The 21543-nt window shown below is 26.7% G+C and carries 20 protein-coding genes and 6 tRNA genes; 17 read left to right on the top strand and 9 right to left on the bottom strand.

Annotated elements, in window-relative coordinates:
• Positions 1-15 precede the first annotated feature (15 nt).
• Entirely contained in the window at positions 16-747 is a 732-nt protein-coding gene (locus tag AACK97_RS03705; RefSeq protein ID WP_338968882.1) for a hypothetical protein, read from the bottom strand.
• 377 nt (positions 748-1124) lie between these two features.
• On the opposite strand from AACK97_RS03705, the gene AACK97_RS03700 reads away from it, so the two are divergent.
• The 4 genes from AACK97_RS03700 (at position 1125) to AACK97_RS03685 (ending at position 5843) form a co-directional block, all read left to right on the top strand.
• On the top strand, positions 1125-2069 hold the full coding sequence (locus tag AACK97_RS03700; protein ID WP_338968880.1) for an IS30 family transposase: 945 nt from the start codon (positions 1125-1127) through the stop codon (positions 2067-2069).
• 98 nt (positions 2070-2167) lie between these two features.
• Complete coding sequence (locus tag AACK97_RS03695) at positions 2168-3862, top strand: phospho-sugar mutase (RefSeq protein WP_338968878.1); 1695 nt, start codon at positions 2168-2170, stop codon at positions 3860-3862.
• Positions 3855-4802 (top strand): 3'-5' exoribonuclease YhaM family protein, encoded by a 948-nt coding sequence (locus tag AACK97_RS03690; RefSeq protein WP_338968876.1) that lies wholly within the window; start codon positions 3855-3857, stop codon positions 4800-4802. The genes AACK97_RS03695 and AACK97_RS03690 overlap by 8 nt, the downstream gene beginning before the upstream one ends.
• Before the next feature lie 96 nt (positions 4803-4898).
• Complete coding sequence (locus AACK97_RS03685; protein ID WP_338967536.1) at positions 4899-5843, top strand: IS30 family transposase; 945 nt, start codon at positions 4899-4901, stop codon at positions 5841-5843.
• 72 nt (positions 5844-5915) lie between these two features.
• On the opposite strand, the gene AACK97_RS03680 is transcribed toward AACK97_RS03685, so the two are convergent.
• Genes AACK97_RS03680 through AACK97_RS03670 form a run of 3 tightly spaced genes read right to left on the bottom strand, consistent with a single transcriptional unit; the run spans position 5916 to position 9879 of the window.
• Entirely contained in the window at positions 5916-6332 is a 417-nt protein-coding gene (locus AACK97_RS03680) for an HIT family protein (RefSeq protein WP_338968874.1), read from the bottom strand.
• A 57-nt stretch (positions 6333-6389) separates the two neighbouring features.
• Positions 6390-7877, bottom strand: a complete 1488-nt coding sequence (locus tag AACK97_RS03675) for a hypothetical protein (RefSeq protein ID WP_338968872.1) — start codon at positions 7875-7877, stop codon at positions 6390-6392.
• A gap of 1 nt (position 7878) precedes the next feature.
• The gene (locus tag AACK97_RS03670) at positions 7879-9879 is read right to left on the bottom strand and encodes a hypothetical protein (RefSeq protein WP_338968870.1); all 2001 of its coding nucleotides are present in this window, start codon (positions 9877-9879) and stop codon (positions 7879-7881) included.
• A gap of 272 nt (positions 9880-10151) precedes the next feature.
• Between AACK97_RS03670 and AACK97_RS03665 the strand changes: the two genes are divergently transcribed.
• The 13 genes from AACK97_RS03665 (at position 10152) to AACK97_RS03605 (ending at position 17143) form a co-directional block, all read left to right on the top strand.
• Positions 10152-11372 carry an aminotransferase class V-fold PLP-dependent enzyme gene (locus AACK97_RS03665; RefSeq protein WP_338968868.1) on the top strand — a complete coding sequence of 407 codons (1221 nt, stop codon included), beginning with the start codon at positions 10152-10154 and terminating at the stop codon, positions 11370-11372.
• Positions 11359-11772 carry an iron-sulfur cluster assembly scaffold protein gene (locus AACK97_RS03660; RefSeq protein ID WP_338968971.1) on the top strand — a complete coding sequence of 138 codons (414 nt, stop codon included), beginning with the start codon at positions 11359-11361 and terminating at the stop codon, positions 11770-11772. Before AACK97_RS03665 ends, AACK97_RS03660 begins: the two co-directional genes overlap by 14 nt.
• Positions 11773-11794: 22 nt before the next feature.
• Complete coding sequence (locus AACK97_RS03655; protein ID WP_338968866.1) at positions 11795-12358, top strand: 5-formyltetrahydrofolate cyclo-ligase; 564 nt, start codon at positions 11795-11797, stop codon at positions 12356-12358.
• 135 nt (positions 12359-12493) lie between these two features.
• The gene (locus AACK97_RS03650) at positions 12494-12898 is read left to right on the top strand and encodes a S1 RNA-binding domain-containing protein (protein ID WP_338968865.1); all 405 of its coding nucleotides are present in this window, start codon (positions 12494-12496) and stop codon (positions 12896-12898) included.
• Between the two features lie 3 nt (positions 12899-12901).
• Positions 12902-14182, top strand: a complete 1281-nt coding sequence (locus tag AACK97_RS03645; protein ID WP_338968864.1) for a glucose-6-phosphate isomerase — start codon at positions 12902-12904, stop codon at positions 14180-14182.
• A 102-nt stretch (positions 14183-14284) separates the two neighbouring features.
• A tRNA-Val gene (locus AACK97_RS03640) sits at positions 14285-14360 on the top strand.
• Positions 14361-14363: 3 nt separating this feature from the next.
• Positions 14364-14439, top strand: a tRNA-Thr gene (locus AACK97_RS03635).
• 10 nt (positions 14440-14449) lie between these two features.
• Positions 14450-14533: transfer RNA gene (locus AACK97_RS03630), tRNA-Tyr, on the top strand.
• A gap of 6 nt (positions 14534-14539) precedes the next feature.
• Positions 14540-14614 (top strand) — tRNA-Gln (locus AACK97_RS03625).
• Positions 14615-14624: 10 nt separating this feature from the next.
• A tRNA-Lys gene (locus tag AACK97_RS03620) sits at positions 14625-14700 on the top strand.
• Between the two features lie 5 nt (positions 14701-14705).
• A tRNA-Leu gene (locus AACK97_RS03615) sits at positions 14706-14795 on the top strand.
• A gap of 134 nt (positions 14796-14929) precedes the next feature.
• A complete protein-coding gene (locus AACK97_RS03610) occupies positions 14930-15871 on the top strand; it encodes a formate/nitrite transporter family protein (RefSeq protein ID WP_338968862.1) in 942 nt (313 codons plus the stop codon).
• A gap of 327 nt (positions 15872-16198) precedes the next feature.
• The gene (locus tag AACK97_RS03605) at positions 16199-17143 is read left to right on the top strand and encodes an IS30 family transposase (RefSeq protein ID WP_338966714.1); all 945 of its coding nucleotides are present in this window, start codon (positions 16199-16201) and stop codon (positions 17141-17143) included.
• Between the two features lie 118 nt (positions 17144-17261).
• Here the strand turns inward: AACK97_RS03605 and AACK97_RS03600 are convergent, their stop codons facing one another.
• The 5 genes from AACK97_RS03600 to AACK97_RS03580 form a co-directional block, all read right to left on the bottom strand.
• Positions 17262-17540 carry a transposase gene (locus AACK97_RS03600; protein WP_338966718.1) on the bottom strand — a complete coding sequence of 93 codons (279 nt, stop codon included), beginning with the start codon at positions 17538-17540 and terminating at the stop codon, positions 17262-17264.
• Positions 17541-17999: 459 nt separating this feature from the next.
• Positions 18000-18932, bottom strand: a complete 933-nt coding sequence (locus AACK97_RS03595) for a substrate-binding domain-containing protein (protein WP_338968969.1) — start codon at positions 18930-18932, stop codon at positions 18000-18002.
• 104 nt (positions 18933-19036) lie between these two features.
• Entirely contained in the window at positions 19037-19399 is a 363-nt protein-coding gene (gene rbfA, locus AACK97_RS03590; RefSeq protein ID WP_338968860.1) for a 30S ribosome-binding factor RbfA, read from the bottom strand.
• A complete protein-coding gene (infB, locus tag AACK97_RS03585; protein WP_338968859.1) occupies positions 19399-21231 on the bottom strand; it encodes a translation initiation factor IF-2 in 1833 nt (610 codons plus the stop codon). The genes rbfA and infB overlap by 1 nt, the downstream gene beginning before the upstream one ends.
• Before the next feature lie 17 nt (positions 21232-21248).
• Positions 21249-21527, bottom strand: coding sequence for a YlxR family protein (locus tag AACK97_RS03580; RefSeq protein ID WP_338968857.1), 279 nt, complete (start codon positions 21525-21527; stop codon positions 21249-21251).
• Positions 21528-21543 lie beyond the last annotated feature (16 nt).

Genomic DNA, 21543 nt, shown 5'->3' with positions numbered 1-21543 from the left:
ATTAATAATAACCTCCTAATTGTATAAACTAAATTCTAATTTTAAAGGTTCCATAAATAGAAAATGATTTAAATAAACTAATAATTTATTGTTTGTAAGATTATATAATTGAATTCAAAAGGAATCCGAACTAAAATAATGAATCTCATTATCAATTTTGATTGTTCCACTATCCAAATAATGTCATAAAATTCTTTTTAATAATTCACTACCTTGTTCTTGCGATATATTACTAATAGTATCAATATATTCCAATCTCAACACTAACGATTTAAATGCATTAGCAATAGCACTTTTAAATTTAGTAATCATATTTAAACTTGGTGGTAAAAATTTATAATTTTTTAAAGGAATATTCACTTGAAAATTACTATTAATATCAATTAATTTACCGATCCGATAGCGATCAAAAAGACCTCATCTTAAATAAGATAAATTATGATTAAATTCCTTAATTGTTAAACTTTGAAAATACTTATTTAATAACTCACTATTAACAACCGAACTAAAATATAACTGTTTTTTAAAAGGCATTGATTGTTGTTTCAATTTTACATATTGTACTCATTCATTAACAGTTTGCTTTAAAAAATTTAGTGGTGCTTCAGAACTGTTAATTGTTGTTTCAAAAAAAGTTTGTTCACTACTTGACCTACTAGGTAGGATTGTCGTTAATTCAGTAAAAATATCATAATCCATACTACTAACAGAACTAATATCGTCAATTGAATTAAAATCATTATACATATTTAAACTATTGATGCTGGCAAAAGAAGAAAATTGTCTTAATCCATTAGCAATACCACTTAAACTTAATGCTTTAATTTTTTCTTTAATTAATAATAAACTCCCCCCCCTGCGGTAATACCACTCACAATTGCAGATTTCACAAAATCTTCAACTTTAGAAGTTGTTTCTTTTTGTTTAACTTTTACAGAAATTGGAAGCATATCTTGTTCTTTATCTTCTTTATAAGTATAAATATGTAATGGTATTAAAGCCTCGGCATTAAAATAGCTGAATTATACTTGTAAGTGCAAGTAAATAAAATTGCAAAAGATTTCATATAAAAATTTCATGATGCTAAGTTTATTTTAGAAAAAGTAAATTTAAGGAGTTTTTATATGGGATACAAACATCTTGGCATAGATGAAAGAATTTATATTGAGAATCAATTGAAATTTAAAGTAAAAATTAGTGAAATAGCTAAAAATCTTAATCGAAGTATTAGTACTATTAATCGAGAAGTTAATAGAAATAAAGATAATAATCATTATTTTTCATTAATTGCACAAAATAAAGCAGAAAATAGAAAACAATTACATGTTTATTTTCATAAATTTAAAAATAGAGAATTAGTAAAATATGTACAACAAAAATTATTATTAGGTTGATCGCCTGAACAAATTTATGGCAGAATTAAAAATTTTCATCAAGAATGAATTATTAGTTTTAAAACAATTTACAATTGAATTTATTCTGGATTACTTGAAAAGGTTACTAGTAAAAATTTAAGAAGAAAAGGTAAGAAACGAAAATCTCAAGAAAATCGGGGTAAATTTAATGGTAAATCCATTAAAGAACGAAATGTTAATAATCGCATAACTCTTGGCCATTGAGAAGGTGATACTGTAGTATCATCACGAGGTAAAAGTAAATCATGTTTAATAACTTTAGTTGAAAGAACATCAAAATTTACTTTAGCAATATTAGTTGAAAATAGAACTACTAAAGTTATTAACAAAAATATTAGTCATTATTTATCAATTCTTCCAAATAATCTTGTTAAGACTATAACATTTGATAGGGGTAAAGAATTTGCTAATTGACAACAACTTGAAAAAAATTTAAATGTGAAAATTTATTTTGCTGATGCATATTCACCTTGACAAAGAGGTACTAATGAAAATACTAATGGTTTAATTAGAGAAAAATTTCCTAAAAAATTTAATTTTTCAAACACTACTAAAAATGCAGTTCATAAATTTATATTGTCTTTAAACCAAAGACCAAGAAAAATACTAAATTATCTTTCGCCAATCGAATATTTGGTTAGAAAAATAATTTAGTTGCACTTAACTTTACAATTTGGCATAAATTAAAAATAAGATATTACTTTAAATTTATAGTAAAATTAATAAGGATTAACAATTAATAGGAGGAAAATATGGCGTATCAAAAAGAATACCAAAAATGATTAAATAAAAATGATTTAGAACCACAATTAAGAGAGCAGTTAATTGCAATGAATGAAAAAGAAATTATTGATGCTTTTAGTAATTCATTAAGTTTTGGTACAGCAGGAATTCGTGGGATTATGGGACCTGGAATTGCCAGAATGAATATTTATAATATTAGGAAGGCAACAATTGCTTTTATCCAATATTTACAAAAACATTATGAAATGGATGAATTACAAAAAGGAATTGTTATTGCTCATGATAATCGTCATTATTCATTAGAATTTAGTCAAGAAGTAGCTAATATTTTTACTAGTTATAGTATTCCTGTATACTTATTTACTAATAATGATTTACGACCAACACCATTATTATCATATAGTGTGAGAAAATTAAATGCTTTAGCTGGTGCTGTAATTACTGCTAGCCATAATCCGCCTGAATATAATGGTTTTAAAATTTATGATGAAAATGGTTGTCAATTTTTACCAGTTGTTACTGATGAAGTTGGTAATAATATGGAAAATATTGCTATTGAGGATGTCTTTAAGTTACTAAAACCAATTCAAAAACAATTAATAAAAACTGTTCCGATTATTGTTGAAGAAGAATATATTAAAGATGTTAAAGCATTACAATTTTATCCTAATGAACAAAAGGATATTAAGATAGTTTTTTCTAATCAGCACGGTACTAGTCGTGATTGAGTAATGAATGTTTTACAAAGTAGTAATTATCAAGTTATTCCTGTTAAAGAACAATGAGATTTTGATCCTAATTTTAGTAATACACCATCACCTAATCCCGAAGTTGCTGAATCTTTTACATTAGCTATTAAATATGCTAAGAAAAATAATGCTGACTTAATTATTATTAATGACCCTGATAGTGACAGAATTGGCATTGCAGTTTTATATCATAATGAGTATATTTTATTAAATGGTAATGAAACAGCACCAATTTTGTTAGAATACTTATTAAGTCATTATCAACAGCAAAAAATTATGCCATCTAATCCAGTAATGTATAATACTTTTGTTACTGGTCATTTAAGTGATTTGGTAGCAAAATCTTATGGTTGTGAAGTTATTAAAACATTAACTGGTTTTAAATGAATTGGTAATGAAATGGCAAAAGAAAAGACACGGAATATAAATTTTGTTTTTGGTTTTGAAGAAGCATATGGTTATGTTGTTAAAGATTTAACTCGTGATAAAGATGGTATTGCCGCAGCAATGGTTGTTGCTGAGGCTTGCAATTATTATCGCCAACAAAATAAGTCATTGGTAGATGTTTTAGAAGATATTTATCAAAAATATGGATATTTTTACTTTAATACGGTTAATGTTGTTTTAAAAGGTACTAGTGGGCAAAAAGCGATTAAGACGATTTTAGCAAAGTTAAGAAAAGATTCAATTGTTAGTTTAAATAATATTAAATTAGCAAAAAAAGAAGATTATTTGCAAGGTTTATATAATATGCCTCCCCAAGATTTATTAAAATTTTATTTTAATGATGGTTCGTGGTTGGCAATAAGAGCTAGTGGTACCGAACCAAAAATTAAATTTTATTTTGTTTGTGTTGATAAATCAGTGAAAACAGCAAAAATAAAAATGGAATTAATGTTTTCCGATTTAGAAAAAAATTATTTACATTTAAAGAAAGGGAAATTAGATGATTAAAGATTTAAAAGCAAATAGTAATGTTCTTGATAAATTCTTAGTTGAAAAAGTTAATCAAGGAACAGCAAATAATGGAGCAACATATTTAACAGTAACTTTAAAAGATAAAACAGGACTTATTGAAGCCCGCTTATGAAATTCACAACGCGAAGATGCAATTAGATTACAAGCAGGAGTAATTGTTGAAATTAATGGTTTAGTTTCAGAATATCAAAGAAGTTTACAAGTTAAAATTAATAATTATGAAATTATTCCTTTACAAGAAGCAGATCTTAATTTGTTTGTTAAAAGTGCTCCAGTTAGTGAAAGTTTAATGTGAGAACAAATTAATGAGTTTATTGGGGAGATTAAAAATAATGTTTGAAAACAAATTGTTGAAGAAATTTTAAAGACGCAACAAGATCGTTTTAAAATTTCTCCAGCAGCGGTTAGACATCATCATAATATTCATTCGGGATTAATGTGACATACACTAACTATGTTACAAACAGCAAAAGCGATTTGTGAAATTTATAATGATCGTAAAATTAATAAAAGTTTATTATATGTGGGAATTATTTTACATGATATGGGAAAAACTAAAGAATTACAAGGTGATTTAACAGTTGAATATAGTGTGCAAGGTAAATTAATAGGACATATTTCAATTATGGCTGGTGAAATTGCTACCATTGGCGAGAAATTACAATTAGATATGCAACAAGTAGTTTTATTACAACATATGATTTTAGCAAGTCATGGTAAAAATGAATATGGTTCGCCAGTTTTACCACAAATTATGGAAGCAGAAATTTTGCATCATATTGATAATTTAGATGCGAGAATTTATGCGATTGATAGTGGTTTAGAACAAATTGAAAATGAAGCTTTTTCACAACGCATTGGCGGACTAGAAAATCGTAGTTTTTATCGTCACAATTATTTTAACAGTGAAAATTAAATAATTAATTACCTGAAATGTAAAATTAAAAAGGACACTTATATAAAAAACAAATTGTGTTAATTCTATAATTAAGAAAAGAAAGGAATTAGCACAATGTATAAGTATCTGACTATTGAATCAATAATAGCAATAAAAGAATATAAAAGTTATGGATTTTCTATTCGTAAAATAGCAAAAGCAATTGATTATAGTAAATCAACTGTACACAGAGTTTGTAAATTATTAAATCAAAACTTATTACCATTAGAAATATTGAATCAAGTTCAAAAAAATAAACAAAATGCAGGTAGAAAATTAATAATTTTAACTTTAACAGAAATTAATACTATCAATCATTTGTTAATTACTAAAAATTATGCTCTTGATATAATTGCTGATTTTTTAAAGAAAAATAAAATAAAAAATATTTCAACAAAAACTTTATATAACATGTTTAAAACAAATCGAATGGGTTTTGATGAAAAAAATTTATTGAGAAAAGGCAAAAATAAACCTCATAAACAAAAAGAAACTAGGGGCAGAATTAATAATTGTAAATCTATTCATGAAAGAAATTTAATAATTCCAAATATTAAAAATATACAAGAATTTGGCCATTTAGAGGGAGATACTATCGTTGGTAAAGATCATAAAAGTTCTATTATTACTTTAGCTGATCTATGATCAAAAACCACAATTCCTTTGAAAACTAAAAATCATAAAGCAGAAAGTATTACACAAAGTATAATAAAATTTATTTCAAAATTAATACCAGGAACAATTAAAACTATTACTTTTGATCGTGGTAAAGAATTTAGTAAATGAAAATTAATTGAAAAAAATTGTAATGTTAAAATTTATTTTGCAGATGCCGGAAAACCTTGTCAAAGAGGTTTAAATGAAAACAATAATGGTATTTTAAGAAGATATTTACCAAAATCTACTGATTTATCTTCATATAAACAAAAAGACTTAAATTCTATAGCATTTCAAATTAATTCTACACCCAGAAAATCATTATCTTATAAAAGACCAATAGATTTAATACAATTATTTTAAAAAACTGTCCCATTTATATTTACAATTCAGGTTTATTAAAAAAGAATTCCTAACAAATCTAGGAATTCTTTTTTAATTAAATTTAAGTTTTTTTTCTAATGCTGTTAGTTTTTTACTGTCAACAACGATTTGACTTTTTGGTAATTGTAAACCACTGTGGGAAGAATATTTAGGGATAATATGTAAATGATAATGTTCAATAGTTTGTCCAGCAAGAATACCATTATTAGAAATAAAATTAAATGCTGAAGTATTAAGTTGCATTTCAATTTGCTGAGCGACTTTTTTAGCAGTAATATTAACAAAAGAAATGATGTCGTCATTAGTATTAATAAAATTTGTACTATGAATTTTAGGGATAACTAGGGTGTGTCCTTTGTCAAGAGGCATAATGTCTAAAAAGGCAATTGTATGTTCATCTTCATAAATTATATGACTAGGAATTTCGTGCAAAATTATTTTGCAAAATAAACAAGATTGTTCATTCATTTAATAATCCTCCTTGTTTAAAAAAGAGAACAGTTAACTGTTCTCTTTTTTTGTAAATTAATCATCTTCTTCATCTTGGAAATAAGTAGATAAATCTTCTCATATCTTTTTATCGTAAATATTTTTCTTAGTTACAATGTATTTTGTATATAAATATTGACTAGCATTCTTTTTTAAATTATCATCTTTGGAAATTGTAAATAATAATTCATTAATTAATGATGTTTTTTGATTATTAGGAAGATTTTGCATTCCCGTATTATTGCGGGCGCTATTTTTTTTAGTTCCCGTTTTATTAGTATTATTTTTTCACTCAAATTCTATCCCATTATCAATTTGAATTTCTTTATCATCATCAATTTTATAACCTTTAAACAAATCAGTGACAAAAATTGGGAGAACATAAATTTTAGATACATAACGACGGTCTTCAGTATAAAATTTATTTATTTCAGAATCGTTAGGAGCTTTACTGCTAGCAAAGCCAACAATTTGTCTCTCTTTCACTTGTTCTTTATAAAAATCTTCCATTGTGTTATCACCATAAGGATTATTATCATTACCATAAGCAACAAAACCACGAAAACCGGCCATATTAAATATTGGATCAAAAATTGTTTTGATTTCATTATTATCAGGTTTAAATTTATTTTTGAAAGTATCATTATCAGGAATTAACACAACATCATCGTTAGGTAAATTTGCTTCATTTTCCTTTTTAACTTTTACTTCTCAAACCATTTTTATTTTACTATCTCAAACATTACCTGAATCAAATGTTTGTACATTTTTAGGAACAGTTCAACTTATTGGCAATGAATAATTACCATCTTTTTTTAATTCAAAAATCCGATCTTGTAATCAAGTCATTGTCATTAAATTATCAAGAATAGTAGGTTTAATTTGTGCATTATAGTAATCAGCAAATCGTTCACGAACTTTAACTTTATAATTTATGGTTTCATTGTTGGTGCTTGTGATTTCGGCTGTCATTAAATCATTAATGCTTGGTTGAATTGTATCAGTATAGGCCTCATCTTTTTCTTCATCTCAAGTTCCTAAAATATGCCATTCCGCTGATTGCTTAATGTCGTATCCTTGTTTAGTAACTGTTGCTTCTAAGAAACTATTATTTAATCTTGCTTTTAAGTATTCTTGATATAATTTATCACCTGCTATTTGGTTTCAAAGGTTATCAAATTGTTGCAAATAATTGGTAATTTCTGTCTCAGATAAGTTTTCAATTTTTTTGCCTCGCATTTTCGCATATATCGTAACAAATTCATTACGAGCAATAATCTCTTTAATAGCATTAAAACCATATTCACTAATCTTACCTTTAAATTTATCAAATAATGCTTTTCCAGTAATATTATTTTTATCGGTTATTTCTAATAATTTAATAAATTGTTCTTCTTGAGTTTTTTCAGATATATTACTATCAATGCGGTCTTTAGATTTACTACAAGCAATAACAGTTACAATAGGAGATGAAGATATTAAAATTGTACTCGTGAAACTGACTAATTTCTTTAGTATTTGCATCTTAATGTTTCTCCTTTTCTAATGCTAATCAGTAGTTACTAATTTCTGTTGATGAATAAAGGTTCCCTTTTGAAGAATGATTGTTTTTAGGTTTAATAGGAGGAGTTGGGGGAGTAATCGCTTTAATAGTTCATAAGTTATCTTTATTATTCATAAAGTTATCATTAATAACTGTATTAACATCAATTAACGCTCCAATAGTTTGATTTTTATTAGGAATCTTATTAATGGCATCATTTTCATCATTTAGATTTTTACTTAAAATATTAATTTTAGTTCCTAAAAGTGATGAACGAGAAGTTTTAAATATTTTACCTAAAATAGCACTTCATTTATCTTGGTCAAATTCAATATATTCTTTATATCATTCATTATTTGGTTTATCATCATCTCGTTCTAATCACGCCATCATATCTCAAAATCAAAATCATCAGTTTTCATTATTGTCAATATTATTTTGGGAAAAATCAGTATAAGTTTTAATTTCATTCAAAGGATTAAAACCAGAACTTTCACTTTGAGGATTATCATCAACGCGTTTTTTAAATTCATCAAATAAATATTGTAAATAGGGAGTTTTAGCAAGACGCATATTTTCATCTGAAGTTATTGCCGGATATTTGCCGTCACTTTCTTGATTTTCGCCAATATCACCATCAGCATCATAACCTTTTCGTAACTTGTCATAACCATTAATTTTAATAAAACGCACTTCATTCGTATCAGCAATAAAAACAACTTTATCAGTACCAATTTTAATTTTTTTAAAAATAATATTTTTGTTGCTATCTTTTCGTTCGTCATTTAAATCCTTTAAAAGGGCATTAAAATCAGTTGGGATACTTCCGCCATCAGTACCATCGTATGCTAAATCATAAGTTGCTGCTTTAAATATTGGACTAAATTTATCATTAGAACTATCTAAAGTTAATAAATTAGGTAATTGACCAAAGGTTGTTTTGTTATCATCGCTATACAAACCAGCCAATTGTTCAAAAGATTTACTTTTAGCATCACTTAAAAAATCATTAATGTTTTTTAAATTCTTATTTTCATCAAAATCTTTTGCTTCAATGCCATCTTCTAAACCATTTTTGTCTTTACCATCATATTTAAAATTAATTTGAGAAACTAATAACGGTTTTAAATTAAAGTATCATTGTTCGGCAATAAATTTTTGCTCTTTACTTAATTTATTTGATTGTTGAGCATCAGGGTTCATCATTACCTTATTGCTCTCATCAAATTTAACAAGATTTTCTGGCTTGATAGCAAAAGTATTGAAAAGACTTTTAATTTTTTCTTTTAATTCATTATTATCATTAAGTTCATATGCTTTTCTTAATGCTCGGTTCCGAGTTTCGGTTTCGGTTTTACTACCATATCATAAATCAATGTTAAAATTATCACCATCGCTGTTGATTTTCTTTATTAAATCATTGGCAATTCTTTTAATTTGCTCCATACTATAGCGATCATAATCAATTTGAAAGTCATTAATAAATTTTTTTCGAAAAGTTTCATAAACATTATTGGGAGTAGAATTATCTAATAATAAATGATCTTTAAATCCTTCTGGACCGCCTCATTTTTTATATTCTTTAGCTTCTTCTTTGGTTTTATTATTTCCTCATTGTTTATGTAAAGTTCCTTCAATATAAGTATTTAAATTAGTCATCATATTATCGTAACTTTTTTTAAATATCGGATCATTTTTTTTGCTTTTAAGAACAGATAGTTGTAAGCGTTTAGTAAACTCAACAAATTGTTCTTTTTTAATTTCATTATTGTTAATGAAATTATTGAAAAGTTGATCAATTGTAATTCGATCTAATTTTCCTGAAAAATCATCTAATTCTTTAAATTTTAATGTTGGAAGGTCAAGAAGTACTTGCGAACCATCATCACCAATAAATTCTCATTTATTGGAGCAAGCTGCTGATGTCATTATTGGACTTATTGATAACACCAAAGCAAATGGTAAAACTATCTTTTTCTTCATTAATCTCAATCACTCCTTAAATATTAGTTTTCATAAAATATTTAATTTTACAATACATATTATACACTATATAGTAAAAATGTAATTTCTAAAATACGGGCACTTTATGTTAAGGATAGCAATTATCGCCTAAATTAGGTAAAATATACTAGTAGTTAATTAAATAATAATTTCTTAAAGTTATTAAAAATTCTTATATCTAATATTTGTAGATAGACAATAATTAAATGAATTATTAAAATAGTTAAAGATAGAAAGGAAGAAATTAATTAATGACAGATATAAAAAATATTAAGAAAGATTTTCCCTTTTTTCAGAAAAATAAAAATATTGTTTATTTAGATAATAGTGCTACTAGTTTAAAACCACAATGTGTTATTGACAATATTATTAATTATTATTTAAAATATTCTACTAATCCTCATAATACTGATTTTTTACTAGCCTATGATTGTAATGAGAATATTCAAAAAATTCGTAAACTAGTTGCTGAATTTATTAATGGTAAGGATAGTGAGATTATCTTTATTCCTTCAACTACTTTTGGATTAAATCAATTGGCTTTAGGGTTAGAAACATTAATTTCTAAGGATGATGAGATTTTATTAACAATGGCTGAACATAGTTCTAATTTATTACCTTGGTATCGTTTAGCAAAAACTAAACAAGCAAAGATTAAATATATTGGTTTGGAAGATTTAACGATTACTATTACTAATATTAAAAAAATATTAACACCGAAAACTAAAATTGTTAGTTTTGCAAATATAAGTAATGTTTTAGGAACTGTTAATGATACTAAAGCGATTTGTCAAGCAATTAAACAATATAATCCTAACATTATTGTTATTATTGATGGTGCTCAATCAGTTGGTCATATTAAAACTGATGTTCAAGATTGAGATATTGATTTTTTAGTATTTTCTGGTCATAAGATGTTAGGGCCAACGGGTATTGGTATTTTATGAGGAAAAAATATGATGTTATCTAAATTAGCACCAATGTTATTAGGCGGCGGTAATAATGGTATTATTAATGAGAATGGAACATATTCTTTACTACAAGGATATATGAGTTTTGAATCAGGAACGCAAAATATTGCTGGTATTTTTGGTTTACAAGAAGCGATTAAGTATTTACAAAATATTGGTTTAGAAACAATTCATAACCATATTACTAGTTTAAAAGATTATGCTGTTAATGAAATACGAAGGGAAAATTTAAATGTAACAATTTATAATCCTAATGCTAAAAGTGGCATTTTAGTTTTTAATGTTAATAATGTTGTTGCCCACGATGTATCAGTTAATTTAGCTAATAACCACAATATTTGTCTTCGCAGTGGTAGTCATTGTGCTAGTTTAATTGATCAAGTACTTGGTGTTAAAAGTTCATTACGAGCTAGTTTTTATATTTATAATACTAAAGAAGATGTTGATAAATTAATTATCGCATTAAAAACAGGAGGTAATTTTATTGATGATTTCTTATAATGAATGAAGAAAGATAATTATTAATCATTATCAAAATCCTCAGTATCAAGGTTTTATTAAACATAACCAAGCAATTGAGCGATTGCAACCTAATTTAAGTTGTGCTGATCAGTTAAATTTACAGTTAGTAGTTATCAATGATGTTATTGTCTCAGCTCGGTTTATGGGTTATGCTTGTGCAATTGCAACTTCTAGTGCTGACTTGATTTGTCAAACTATTACTAATAAATCAAAATATCAAGCAATAGCAATTTTAAATAATTATTCATTAATGATTAATATTAAAGATTATGATAGTGATATTTTAGAAGACTTAATTGTATTTGCTCATACTAAAAAGCAACCAAATCGTAAGCAGTGCTCATTATTAGCAAGTAGTGGATTTTTAATGATGTTATAATAAATTATAAGGAGGTGCTTAGATGTTTGATAAACATTTATTACGAAAATCAGCTTTAAAAGTAAGATTAGCAATGGTAAAAGATGATAAAGAACAATATGATCAAAAAATTATTAATTTTATTACTAATAATGACGATTTTCAAAAAGCAAAAATAATTGGTTTATTTTCACCTATTAGGGGAGAAGTTAATGTTAATCTTTTAATTAGTTTTTGTTTTAATAATGACAAGATTGTTGGGTTACCAAGAATGCAAGATGATAATTCTTTATTATTTTATCAAATTACTAGTTTTGATGATTTAGTAATTGATAATAATTACAATATTTTACAACCTAATTTGCAATGTAAAATGTTAATGACTTCGGAAATTAATATTTGTTTTTTACCGTTTTTAGCGTATGATAGTAGCGGCGCTAGGGTTGGTTATGGGAAAGGATATTATGACCGAACTTTAGTAGATTTTAAAAATCCAATTATTGGAATTGGTTATAGTTGACAAAAAACTATAGAAGAAATAACAGTTGATAAAAATGATATTTTAATGCATCAAGTAATAACGGAAATTGGAATTGAAAAATTTTAATTTTTAAAGATATTTATATTTTTTATAAAAAGTAAATTTTTTGCAAATAAAAATGAATATTTATTTTTCTCAATGTTATAATTAGATATCATGTGAATATATGAAAATATTTACTGAAATCAAAGGAGAGATTTTATGTATAAAAAAGGTGACATTGTTGAAGCAAAGTGTACTGCTGTTTTACCATGAGGTGTATTTTATGTTATTGAAAACATCGTTGATAACGTTAATGAAGACAGTACTTCTTCACAGTCAAAGCCAGAGCGAGTAACTGGGATGTGTCATATTAGTCAGTTTTCTGATGGATATGTTAAAGATATTAATGAATTTGCAGAAGTTGAAAAAGTTTATCGCTTAGAAGTGTTAAATTTTGATGTTGATAAAAAGCAACTAAGTTTAAGTCATAAAGCACTTCATAAAGAAGAACAAAATCGTGGGTCCGTACATATTAAAGAATCAGGAGCAGGATTTGAAGATTTATCTAATAACTTATCGCAATGAATTGATAATAGTGAACAAATCAGTGAAAGTGACGAATAATAGATGATTAAAACAAATATTAGTTATACACACTTAACAGATCAAGAACTTAATAAATATCAAGATAAAATTCATTCAATTCATAAAACAATGATTACTGAAAGGAAAGGTCTTGGCAGTAATTTTTTAGGTTGAGTTGATTTGCCAAAAAATTATAATAAAACTGAATGAGAGGCGATGAAAGTCATTGCTAAACGATTAATTCCTGAAATTCAAGTTTTAATTGTTATTGGTATTGGTGGTTCTTATTTAGGCGCTAAAGCAGCTATTGATATGATTAAAGGATTATATTCCCAAGATTCATTAGAAATAATATTTGTTGGTAATACATTATCATCAACATATACTAATCAAGTTTTAGAATATGTTAAGGATAAAGAATTTGCTATTAATGTTATTTCTAAATCCGGAAGTACAACCGAACCAGCGATTGCTTTTCGTCTTTTTAGAGATTTATTAGAGCAACAAAAAGGTAAAGCAATTGCTAAAACAAGGATTATTGCTACGACTGATGCTAAAAATGGGATTTTAAAAAACTTAGCAAATCAAGAAGGTTATGAAACTTTAGTTATTCCTGATGATATTGGTGGTAGATTTTCAGTATTAACGCCTGTTGGTATTTTTGTAATGGCAATGGCCGGAATTGATATTGATAAGGTTATGCTGGGAGCTAATCAAGCATATACAGATTTAAGTAATGATACTTTAGAAAATCAAGCATATAAATATGCTGTTGTGCGAACAATATTACATCAAGAAAAGCAATATCCTGTAGAAATGTTAGTTAGTTATGAAAGTCAGATGTCTAGTTTGGCTGAATGATGAAAACAGTTATTTGGTGAATCAGAAGGAAAAGATAGTAAAGGAATTTTACCTGCTAGTGTTAATTTTTCTACTGATTTACATTCCTTAGGACAATTTATTCAAGAGGGAAGTAAAGTTTTATTTGAAACAGTTTTACAAGTTAAAAAGCCCTCTTTGGATGTTAAAATTGCTACTAATAGTGATGATGTAGATCAATTGAATTATTTAACTAATTATTCTTTACATCAAATTAATGCTTTAGCTTTAGAAGGAACAATTGATGCGCATAGTAATGAGGGGAAAGTTCCTAATATTATTTTAGAGTTAGAAACAATGGATGAAATAATGTTTGGTTACTTAGTGTACTTTTTCTTTAAAGCTTGTGCAATGAGTGCTTATTTACTAGAAGTTAATCCTTTTAATCAACCGGGTGTTGAAGTATATAAGAAAAAAATGTTTAAGTTATTAGGTAAGAGTTAATAATTAATACTTTAAAATTATTATTATATTTAGGATTTTTAAAGATAAAATAATTGACAATGAGAATGTTTTTTTATATTATTATAAAGTCCTAAATTAAATGGGTTGTTAGCTCAGCTGGGAGAGCACTCGCCTTACAAGCGAGCGGTCGGCGGTTCAATCCCGTCACAACCCACCATTTGCTGGCTTAGCTCAGCAGGTAGAGCAACCGCCTTGTAAGCGGTAGGTCGTAGGTTCAATTCCTATAGCCAGCACCATAAATTATTTGGAGGGATAGTGAAGTGGCTAAACACGGTTGGCTGTAAACCAACTCCTTAGGGTTCGGGGGTTCGAATCCCTCTCCCTCCACCATAATGTTGGGGTGTAGCCAAGTGGTAAGGCAAAGGACTTTGACTCCTTGATGCGGTGGTTCAAATCCACCCTCCCCAGCCAAATTTAATATGCTCCGTTAGCTCAGTCGGTAGAGCATCTGGCTTTTAACCAGAGGGTCGCAAGTTCGAGCCTTGCACGGGGTACCATTAGTGCCTAAGTGGTGGAACTGGTAGACACGCTGGGTTTAAGCTCCAGTAAACGGTTAAAGTTTGTGTCGGTTCGAGTCCGACCTTAGGTACCATAAAGAAAATTAAAGCAGAATATTCTGCTTTTTTTATTTTGTTTTTCTTGTAATTTTTAATCTTTTATTACATAATATAAATAATTGAAAATATTTATTTATTTTTTAATATGAGCTTCAAAGGAGATTAATAAATGAGTTCAAAAGAAAAACCATTACATAGTTTTGATGATAGTAATGCTGTCCTTATTAAAGATCATATTTCACATGAAGAGACATTTGTTGAAGTATTTGAATATGCTTTTCAAAAATTACGCGATCCGTGATATAAGACATTTCTATTTGGCATTATGGCAGGTTTTTTTGTAGCAATTGCTTATGTTATTGTTATTGTTGCTTTATCAGGATTTATTATTAAAGACAGTAATGGAAATTTAAAACCTAATGGGATGCCTTCTGGTATGATTGCTTTAATTACAGGACTAACTTTTACGCCAGCAATATTAATGGTTATTTTTATTGGTGGGACATTATTTACTTCTAATTCATTGACATTATTACCAATAGTTAAAAGAGAAGCAAAACTGCGTCGCATGCTTGTAAATTTATCTTTAGTATTAGTTGGTAATTGTTTAGGAGCATTAATTGTTGCGATATCTACTTATTTAATGGGACATATGAAAGTTGATTCTGAGTTTTATAATGCTTTTAAGTATATTTATGATAAGAAAATCGGTTCTAGTCCGAGTAATCTTAATTGGACAGTTTTTTTAAAAAATTTTGTTAGTGGCATTTATTGTAATATTTTAATTGCGGGGTTGTTCTGAATGAATATGTCTGTTAAAAATTCAGCAACTAAGGTATTATTATGCTTCTTTGTAATTTTAGCATTTGGAATTTCTGGTTTTCAACATATTGTTGCTAATGCTTATGTTTGAATGACTGGTTTATTTTTAAATAATGGTATGGTTGGTCAAGATTTTGGAACATTTTCAATAATGAATATGCTACCAACATTGTTAGGTAATTTTATTGGTGGTAGTGTGGTATTACCAATGGTTTATTTATTAGTATTTAAAAAACGAATTAATGCAGAAATCGCTGCTGGAAAATTTTTTAAAGGAACTAAATTATAGTATTAAGTACAATGAAAATGAACCACGGAGTAATCCGTGGTTCATTTTATTAGTATATGATACCATCACCTGCACATTGGAAATGAGTTTGTAAAAGTTTATTTTCGTGGATTTGTATTAAGTGATGATATTGCTCCTTTAATTCTTTTAGTTCTTCGGGGCTAATTAGTTTTTCACAAATAAGACAAGTCATTATGTAGTCCTTTCAATTTCAATATTATATTTAGTAATCTTTTAATTTTCCTGAAATGTAAAATTAAAAAGGACACTTATATAAAAAACAAATTGTGTTAATTCTATAATTAAGAAAAGAAAGGAATTAGCACAATGTATAAGTATCTGACTATTGAATCAATAATAGCAATAAAAGAATATAAAAGTTATGGATTTTCTATTCGTAAAATAGCAAAAGCAATTGATTATAGTAAATCAACTGTACACAGAGTTTGTAAATTATTAAATCAAAACTTATTACCATTAGAAATATTGAATCAAGTTCAAAAAAATAAACAAAATGCAGGTAGAAAATTAATAATTTTAACTTTAACAGAAATTAATACTATCAATCATTTGTTAATTACTAAAAATTATGCTCTTGATATAATTGCTGATTTTTTAAAGAAAAATAAAATAAAAAATATTTCAACAAAAACTTTATATAACATGTTTAAAACAAATCGAATGGGTTTTGATGAAAAAAATTTATTGAGAAAAGGCAAAAATAAACCTCATAAACAAAAAGAAACTAGGGGCAGAATTAATAATTGTAAATCTATTCATGAAAGAAATTTAATCATTCCAAATATTAAAAATATACAAGAATTTGGCCATTTAGAGGGAGATACTATCGTTGGTAAAGATCATAAAAGTTCTATTATTACTTTAGCTGATATATGATCAAAAACCACAATTCCTTTGAAAACTAAAAATCATAAAGCAGAAAGTATTACACAAAGTATAATAAAATTTATTTCAAAATTAATACCAGGAACAATTAAAACTATTACTTTTGATCGTGGTAAAGAATTTAGTAAATGAAAATTAATTGAAAAAAATTGTAATGTTAAAATTTATTTTGCAGATGCCGGCAAACCTTGTCAAAGAGGTTTAAATGAGAACAATAATGGTATTTTAAGAAGATATTTACCAAAATCTACTGATTTATCTTCATATAAACAAAAAGACTTAAATTCTATAGCATTTCAAATTAATTCTACACCCAGAAAATCATTATCTTATAAAAGACCAATAGATTTAATACAATTATTTTAAAAAACTGTCCCATTTATATTTACAATTCAGGTTTGATAATAATATGTTGATTTTAGTAAACCTAAAATCTTACATATTTTCCTCACTGAATATTTATTTTTGTTGTTATTAATTATTGTTATTTTTTCCCGATTATCAGTGCTGCTTGCTTTAAAATGTCATTTTCCATTCGTAATTGTTGGTTTTCTTTTCGCAAGTAAATTAATTCATTTTCTTCGACAGTGCGATTATCTTTTGCTTTAAATGACCCAGAATTATTATAATTTTTAATTCAACTATAAATAGTTGGTTTTGGTAAATTATATTCTTTCCCTAAATTAATAACACTTTTGTCATTTTTGTATAGCATTACAATTTGTTTTTTAAATTCTTCAGAGTATGAGGTTTTATTTCCCATTTTTATATTCCTTCTTTCTTAATAATTTTGAAGTCTATATAATAATTATGGTCCAACTTATTGTAGCCTATCCATAATCTTAATAAAAGGTTATAAAAACTCACTAAAATGCTTATAAAAACAACATTAAAATAATTTTTTACAAAAAAAATCATACATAAGAAATATATACTTAATTTGCATATTGAAATAATTTATAGTAAATGATTATTTTTTCTTTTTTTAAAAATACCTAAGAAAACTAAACGCGACCGGATTATTATTTTTCGTTTGCAATTTTGCAATTTTGTGTTATGATAAAAATGGTTAAAAAAGATAAATTTGTCTTTTTCTTAGTTAATTTTATTTTAATAGATAAATATTTATTTAAATAAAACATCACCCACCGAATAATTTATGCCCTCTAATATTTATGTTTAAAAATCTTATTATGAAACTGAACCATAATTTCTCCATCACTTAATTAGTTTGCTTAATCAACCATTCAGGTTCTTCACTTTTTCATTCAAAATCAAATATTAAACCTGTTTTTTCAAATGCTAATTTACCACTATGATCATCATTCATAAAATAAATAAACTGACGAATCAACTCTCTTTGTTTACTTTCATATCAAAATAAACATGCAAATAAACGATACAAAATATATGATTTATTAGTTAACGATTCAATACTAGCTTTAACACCATTAATCGTAAAAGGGACCAAATTATTAGCAAGAACCGAATCAACATTTGAAAATGAAACATAACCAATAGCATTATTAGTATCTCTTACTTGATTAATCATTACTGATGTTGAATTAGCAATTCTTAAACCACTAGAAAAATCACTACTACCCATTTCTAAAAATCCTCGCCAAACATCTCTGGTTCCACTTCCTGATTCACGATTAACACCAATAATCGTTTCTTTATTAGCACACCCATTTCCTAACAAATCTGTTCAAGTTTTACTTTTACCAGTATATATATCTCGTAAAACACTTACTTTATCCTGAGAAATATTTGTAACATTGCAATTAGTAGGAGCTTTAGCAATAATTACCATCCCATCAATTGCAAAATTAAAAACACGATAATTACTATTATCAATATACTCTGACTTAACATCTCTTGAAGTAAACCCCATCACTAGTGTTTGATTTTTAACACCATTTTCACCAGCTGATGAACCCGTACCATTATATGCCACCTTACGATTATATTTATGATTAAAACCTTGAAATTTCGGAGCATTTAACTGGTCACCATATAATAAGATATGCATTAAAGTCATCACTGAACTAGAACCACCAAATAAAATAATTTCACTTTTCTGACAAGCAACAAGATTAATAATAGTAATGAATGAAAGCAAATTTGCTCCTAATCAAGAAAACATTTTTTTCATCACAATGATTAAATACCCCATTCATAACCTTAATTATCATAATAAATAACAAGGTAATAATAACAAAAAAAGCATAATTACAATAATTCTTAAAAAATTACCGTTTAAAAGTTAGAAGAATCTTTTTTAATTTTATTTAAAATATCTTCAATTTTTCTACTTTCACTTAATGATTGATCATAAACAAAAATTAATTGCGGAACTTTATAAATCGTTAACTGTTGACCTAATTTTTTTCGGATTAATCACAAATTTTGTTTTATCGCTAATTCAATAATCTGCTTTTGTTCTTGGAAAACCAAAGAATCATAATATACTTTAGCAATTGTGCGATCATTATTTAATTTTACTCCCTTAATTATTAATTTTTGCAAAACTTCATTCTCATCTTTAACTTCTTTTTGCAAAATATTTGTTAGCAAACGTTGAATTGTAGTTTGTAATCGTTGAAACTTAACATTTACCATTACTTAATTTCCTTCAATAAATAAGATTCAATAACATCATTTTCTTTTATATCATTAAAGTTTTTAATAGTTAACCCACATTCAGTTCCTTGTCGTGATTCTTTAATATCTTCTTTTTGATGTTTTAAAGATGATAAATCACCATCATAAATAACAATACCATCTCGTAAAACCTTTACTTTACTTTGACGACTAATAACACCTTCAATAACCATACATCCCGCAATGACACCAACCTTAGAATAATGAAATAATTGGCGCACAGCAGCTTGTCCTAAAACAATCTCTTCAAACTTTGGATCTAATAAACCTCTGGCTGCTTGTTGCAATTCTTCAATTACTTTATAAATAACATTATGAAGATGAATCTCAATGCCTTCATCTAATGCCAATTTTCGCACAACAGAATTAGGTCGCACATTAAAACCATAAACTAAAGCTTTTGAAGCAACAGCTAAGGTAATATCTGATTCACTAATTGTTCCAACTGAAGAACGAATAATTCTAATACTAATATCATCAATTTTAATTTTACTTAATGACTGTTTTAAAGCTTCTAAACTTCCCTGAGTATCAGTTTTTAAAATAATATCAATATGTTTCAAATTACCAGCTGCAATTTCATCAGATAAATTTTCTAAATTTAAAGTTTTAGTTTTTCTTCGCTCATTAATTTCATCTTGTGTTTTTCTTGATAACGCTACTTCACGAGCTAACTTATCATCACCAAACACCATAAATGGTTCACCCGCCTTAGAAACAAAATCTAAACCATGAATTTCAATTGGCGTTGAAGGTTTTGCTTCCTTAATAGCAACATTACGATCATTTTTCATATCACGAACCCGACCAAAAGAAACTCCTGCTACCAAAGCATCTTTAATTTTTAAAGTGCCATTTTGAACTAACAATGTACAAACGGGACCAACATTACGATCTAAATGCGCCTCAATAACTGTCCCACTAGCAAAACAATTTGGATTAGCTTGTAAACCTTGCATTTCCGCTAATAATAAAATTACATCTAATAATTCATCAATTCCTGCACCAGTTAAAGCACTACCTTTAACAAAAATTGTATCACCACTTCACTCTTCCGAAATTAAATCTAAAGTTGCTAAATCTTTCATAATTAATTCCACATTAGCAGACGGCAAATCCATCTTATTAACAAACACAATAATTGGCACATTAGCAGCTTTAGCATGATCAATTGCTTCTTTAGTTTGTGGCATAACACCATCATTACTAGCAACAACTAATACAACAATATCAGTAACTTTAGCGCCCCGAGCACGCATTTGCGTAAATGCTTCATGTCCAGGCGTATCCAAAAAAGTAATAATTTTACTATCCTTTGTTTTAATTTGATAAGCACCAATATGTTGCGTTATACCACCAAATTCTTTCTCAGTAATTTTAGATTTTCTAATATTATCTAACAAAGTTGTTTTACCATGATCAACATGACCCATAATGGTCACAACTGGTGGCCGTTCTTTTAAATCATTAATATCATCAATAATATCTAAATTTTCTAACAAATTTTGATGCGTAATAACAGTTTCCTTTTTAAAATCTAAACTAAATTCTAAACATAACTCACCAATTAATTCTTCATTCAAAAAATGATTTTGCGTTAACATTTGTCCTTTATTAAAAAAGTATTTAATAATTTTCACAACAGGAATATTTGTTTTTTTAGAAAACTCAATAATTGATAATGGTTCACTAAAAATAAAAATCCCATTATCAAGATGTGAATCACTTCCTGTTTTTAATTGATTTTTAATAACTGTTGTTTGCTTTTTTCTTTGATTACTTTTTTTCATACAATCACCACCCCTAATTAATTACTATGCTCCTGTTCTTTTACAACTTTGAGTAATAATAAATAAATATTATCAACAATTTGTGTTTTAAAAATCTTTTCTAATAATTGTTTTTTTTGCATTTTTTCAATAATAGCAACTTCTCGCTTAACATAAGCACCTTTACCAGCAAGACAATAATTTAAATCAACCAAAACTTGTTCTTGTTTTGTTTTAACAACTCTTATTAACTCACTTCGTAAAACAACAACTTTTGTAACGATGCATTGCCGATATACTAATTTTTGTTTTGCCACCAATAATTTTTTCCTT

The organism is Spiroplasma endosymbiont of Lonchoptera lutea (assembly GCF_964019715.1).
In the GTDB taxonomy this organism is placed as follows: domain Bacteria; phylum Bacillota_I; class Bacilli_A; order Mycoplasmatales; family Nriv7; genus Nriv7.
This window is presented reverse-complemented; position numbering and strand designations above follow the sequence as displayed.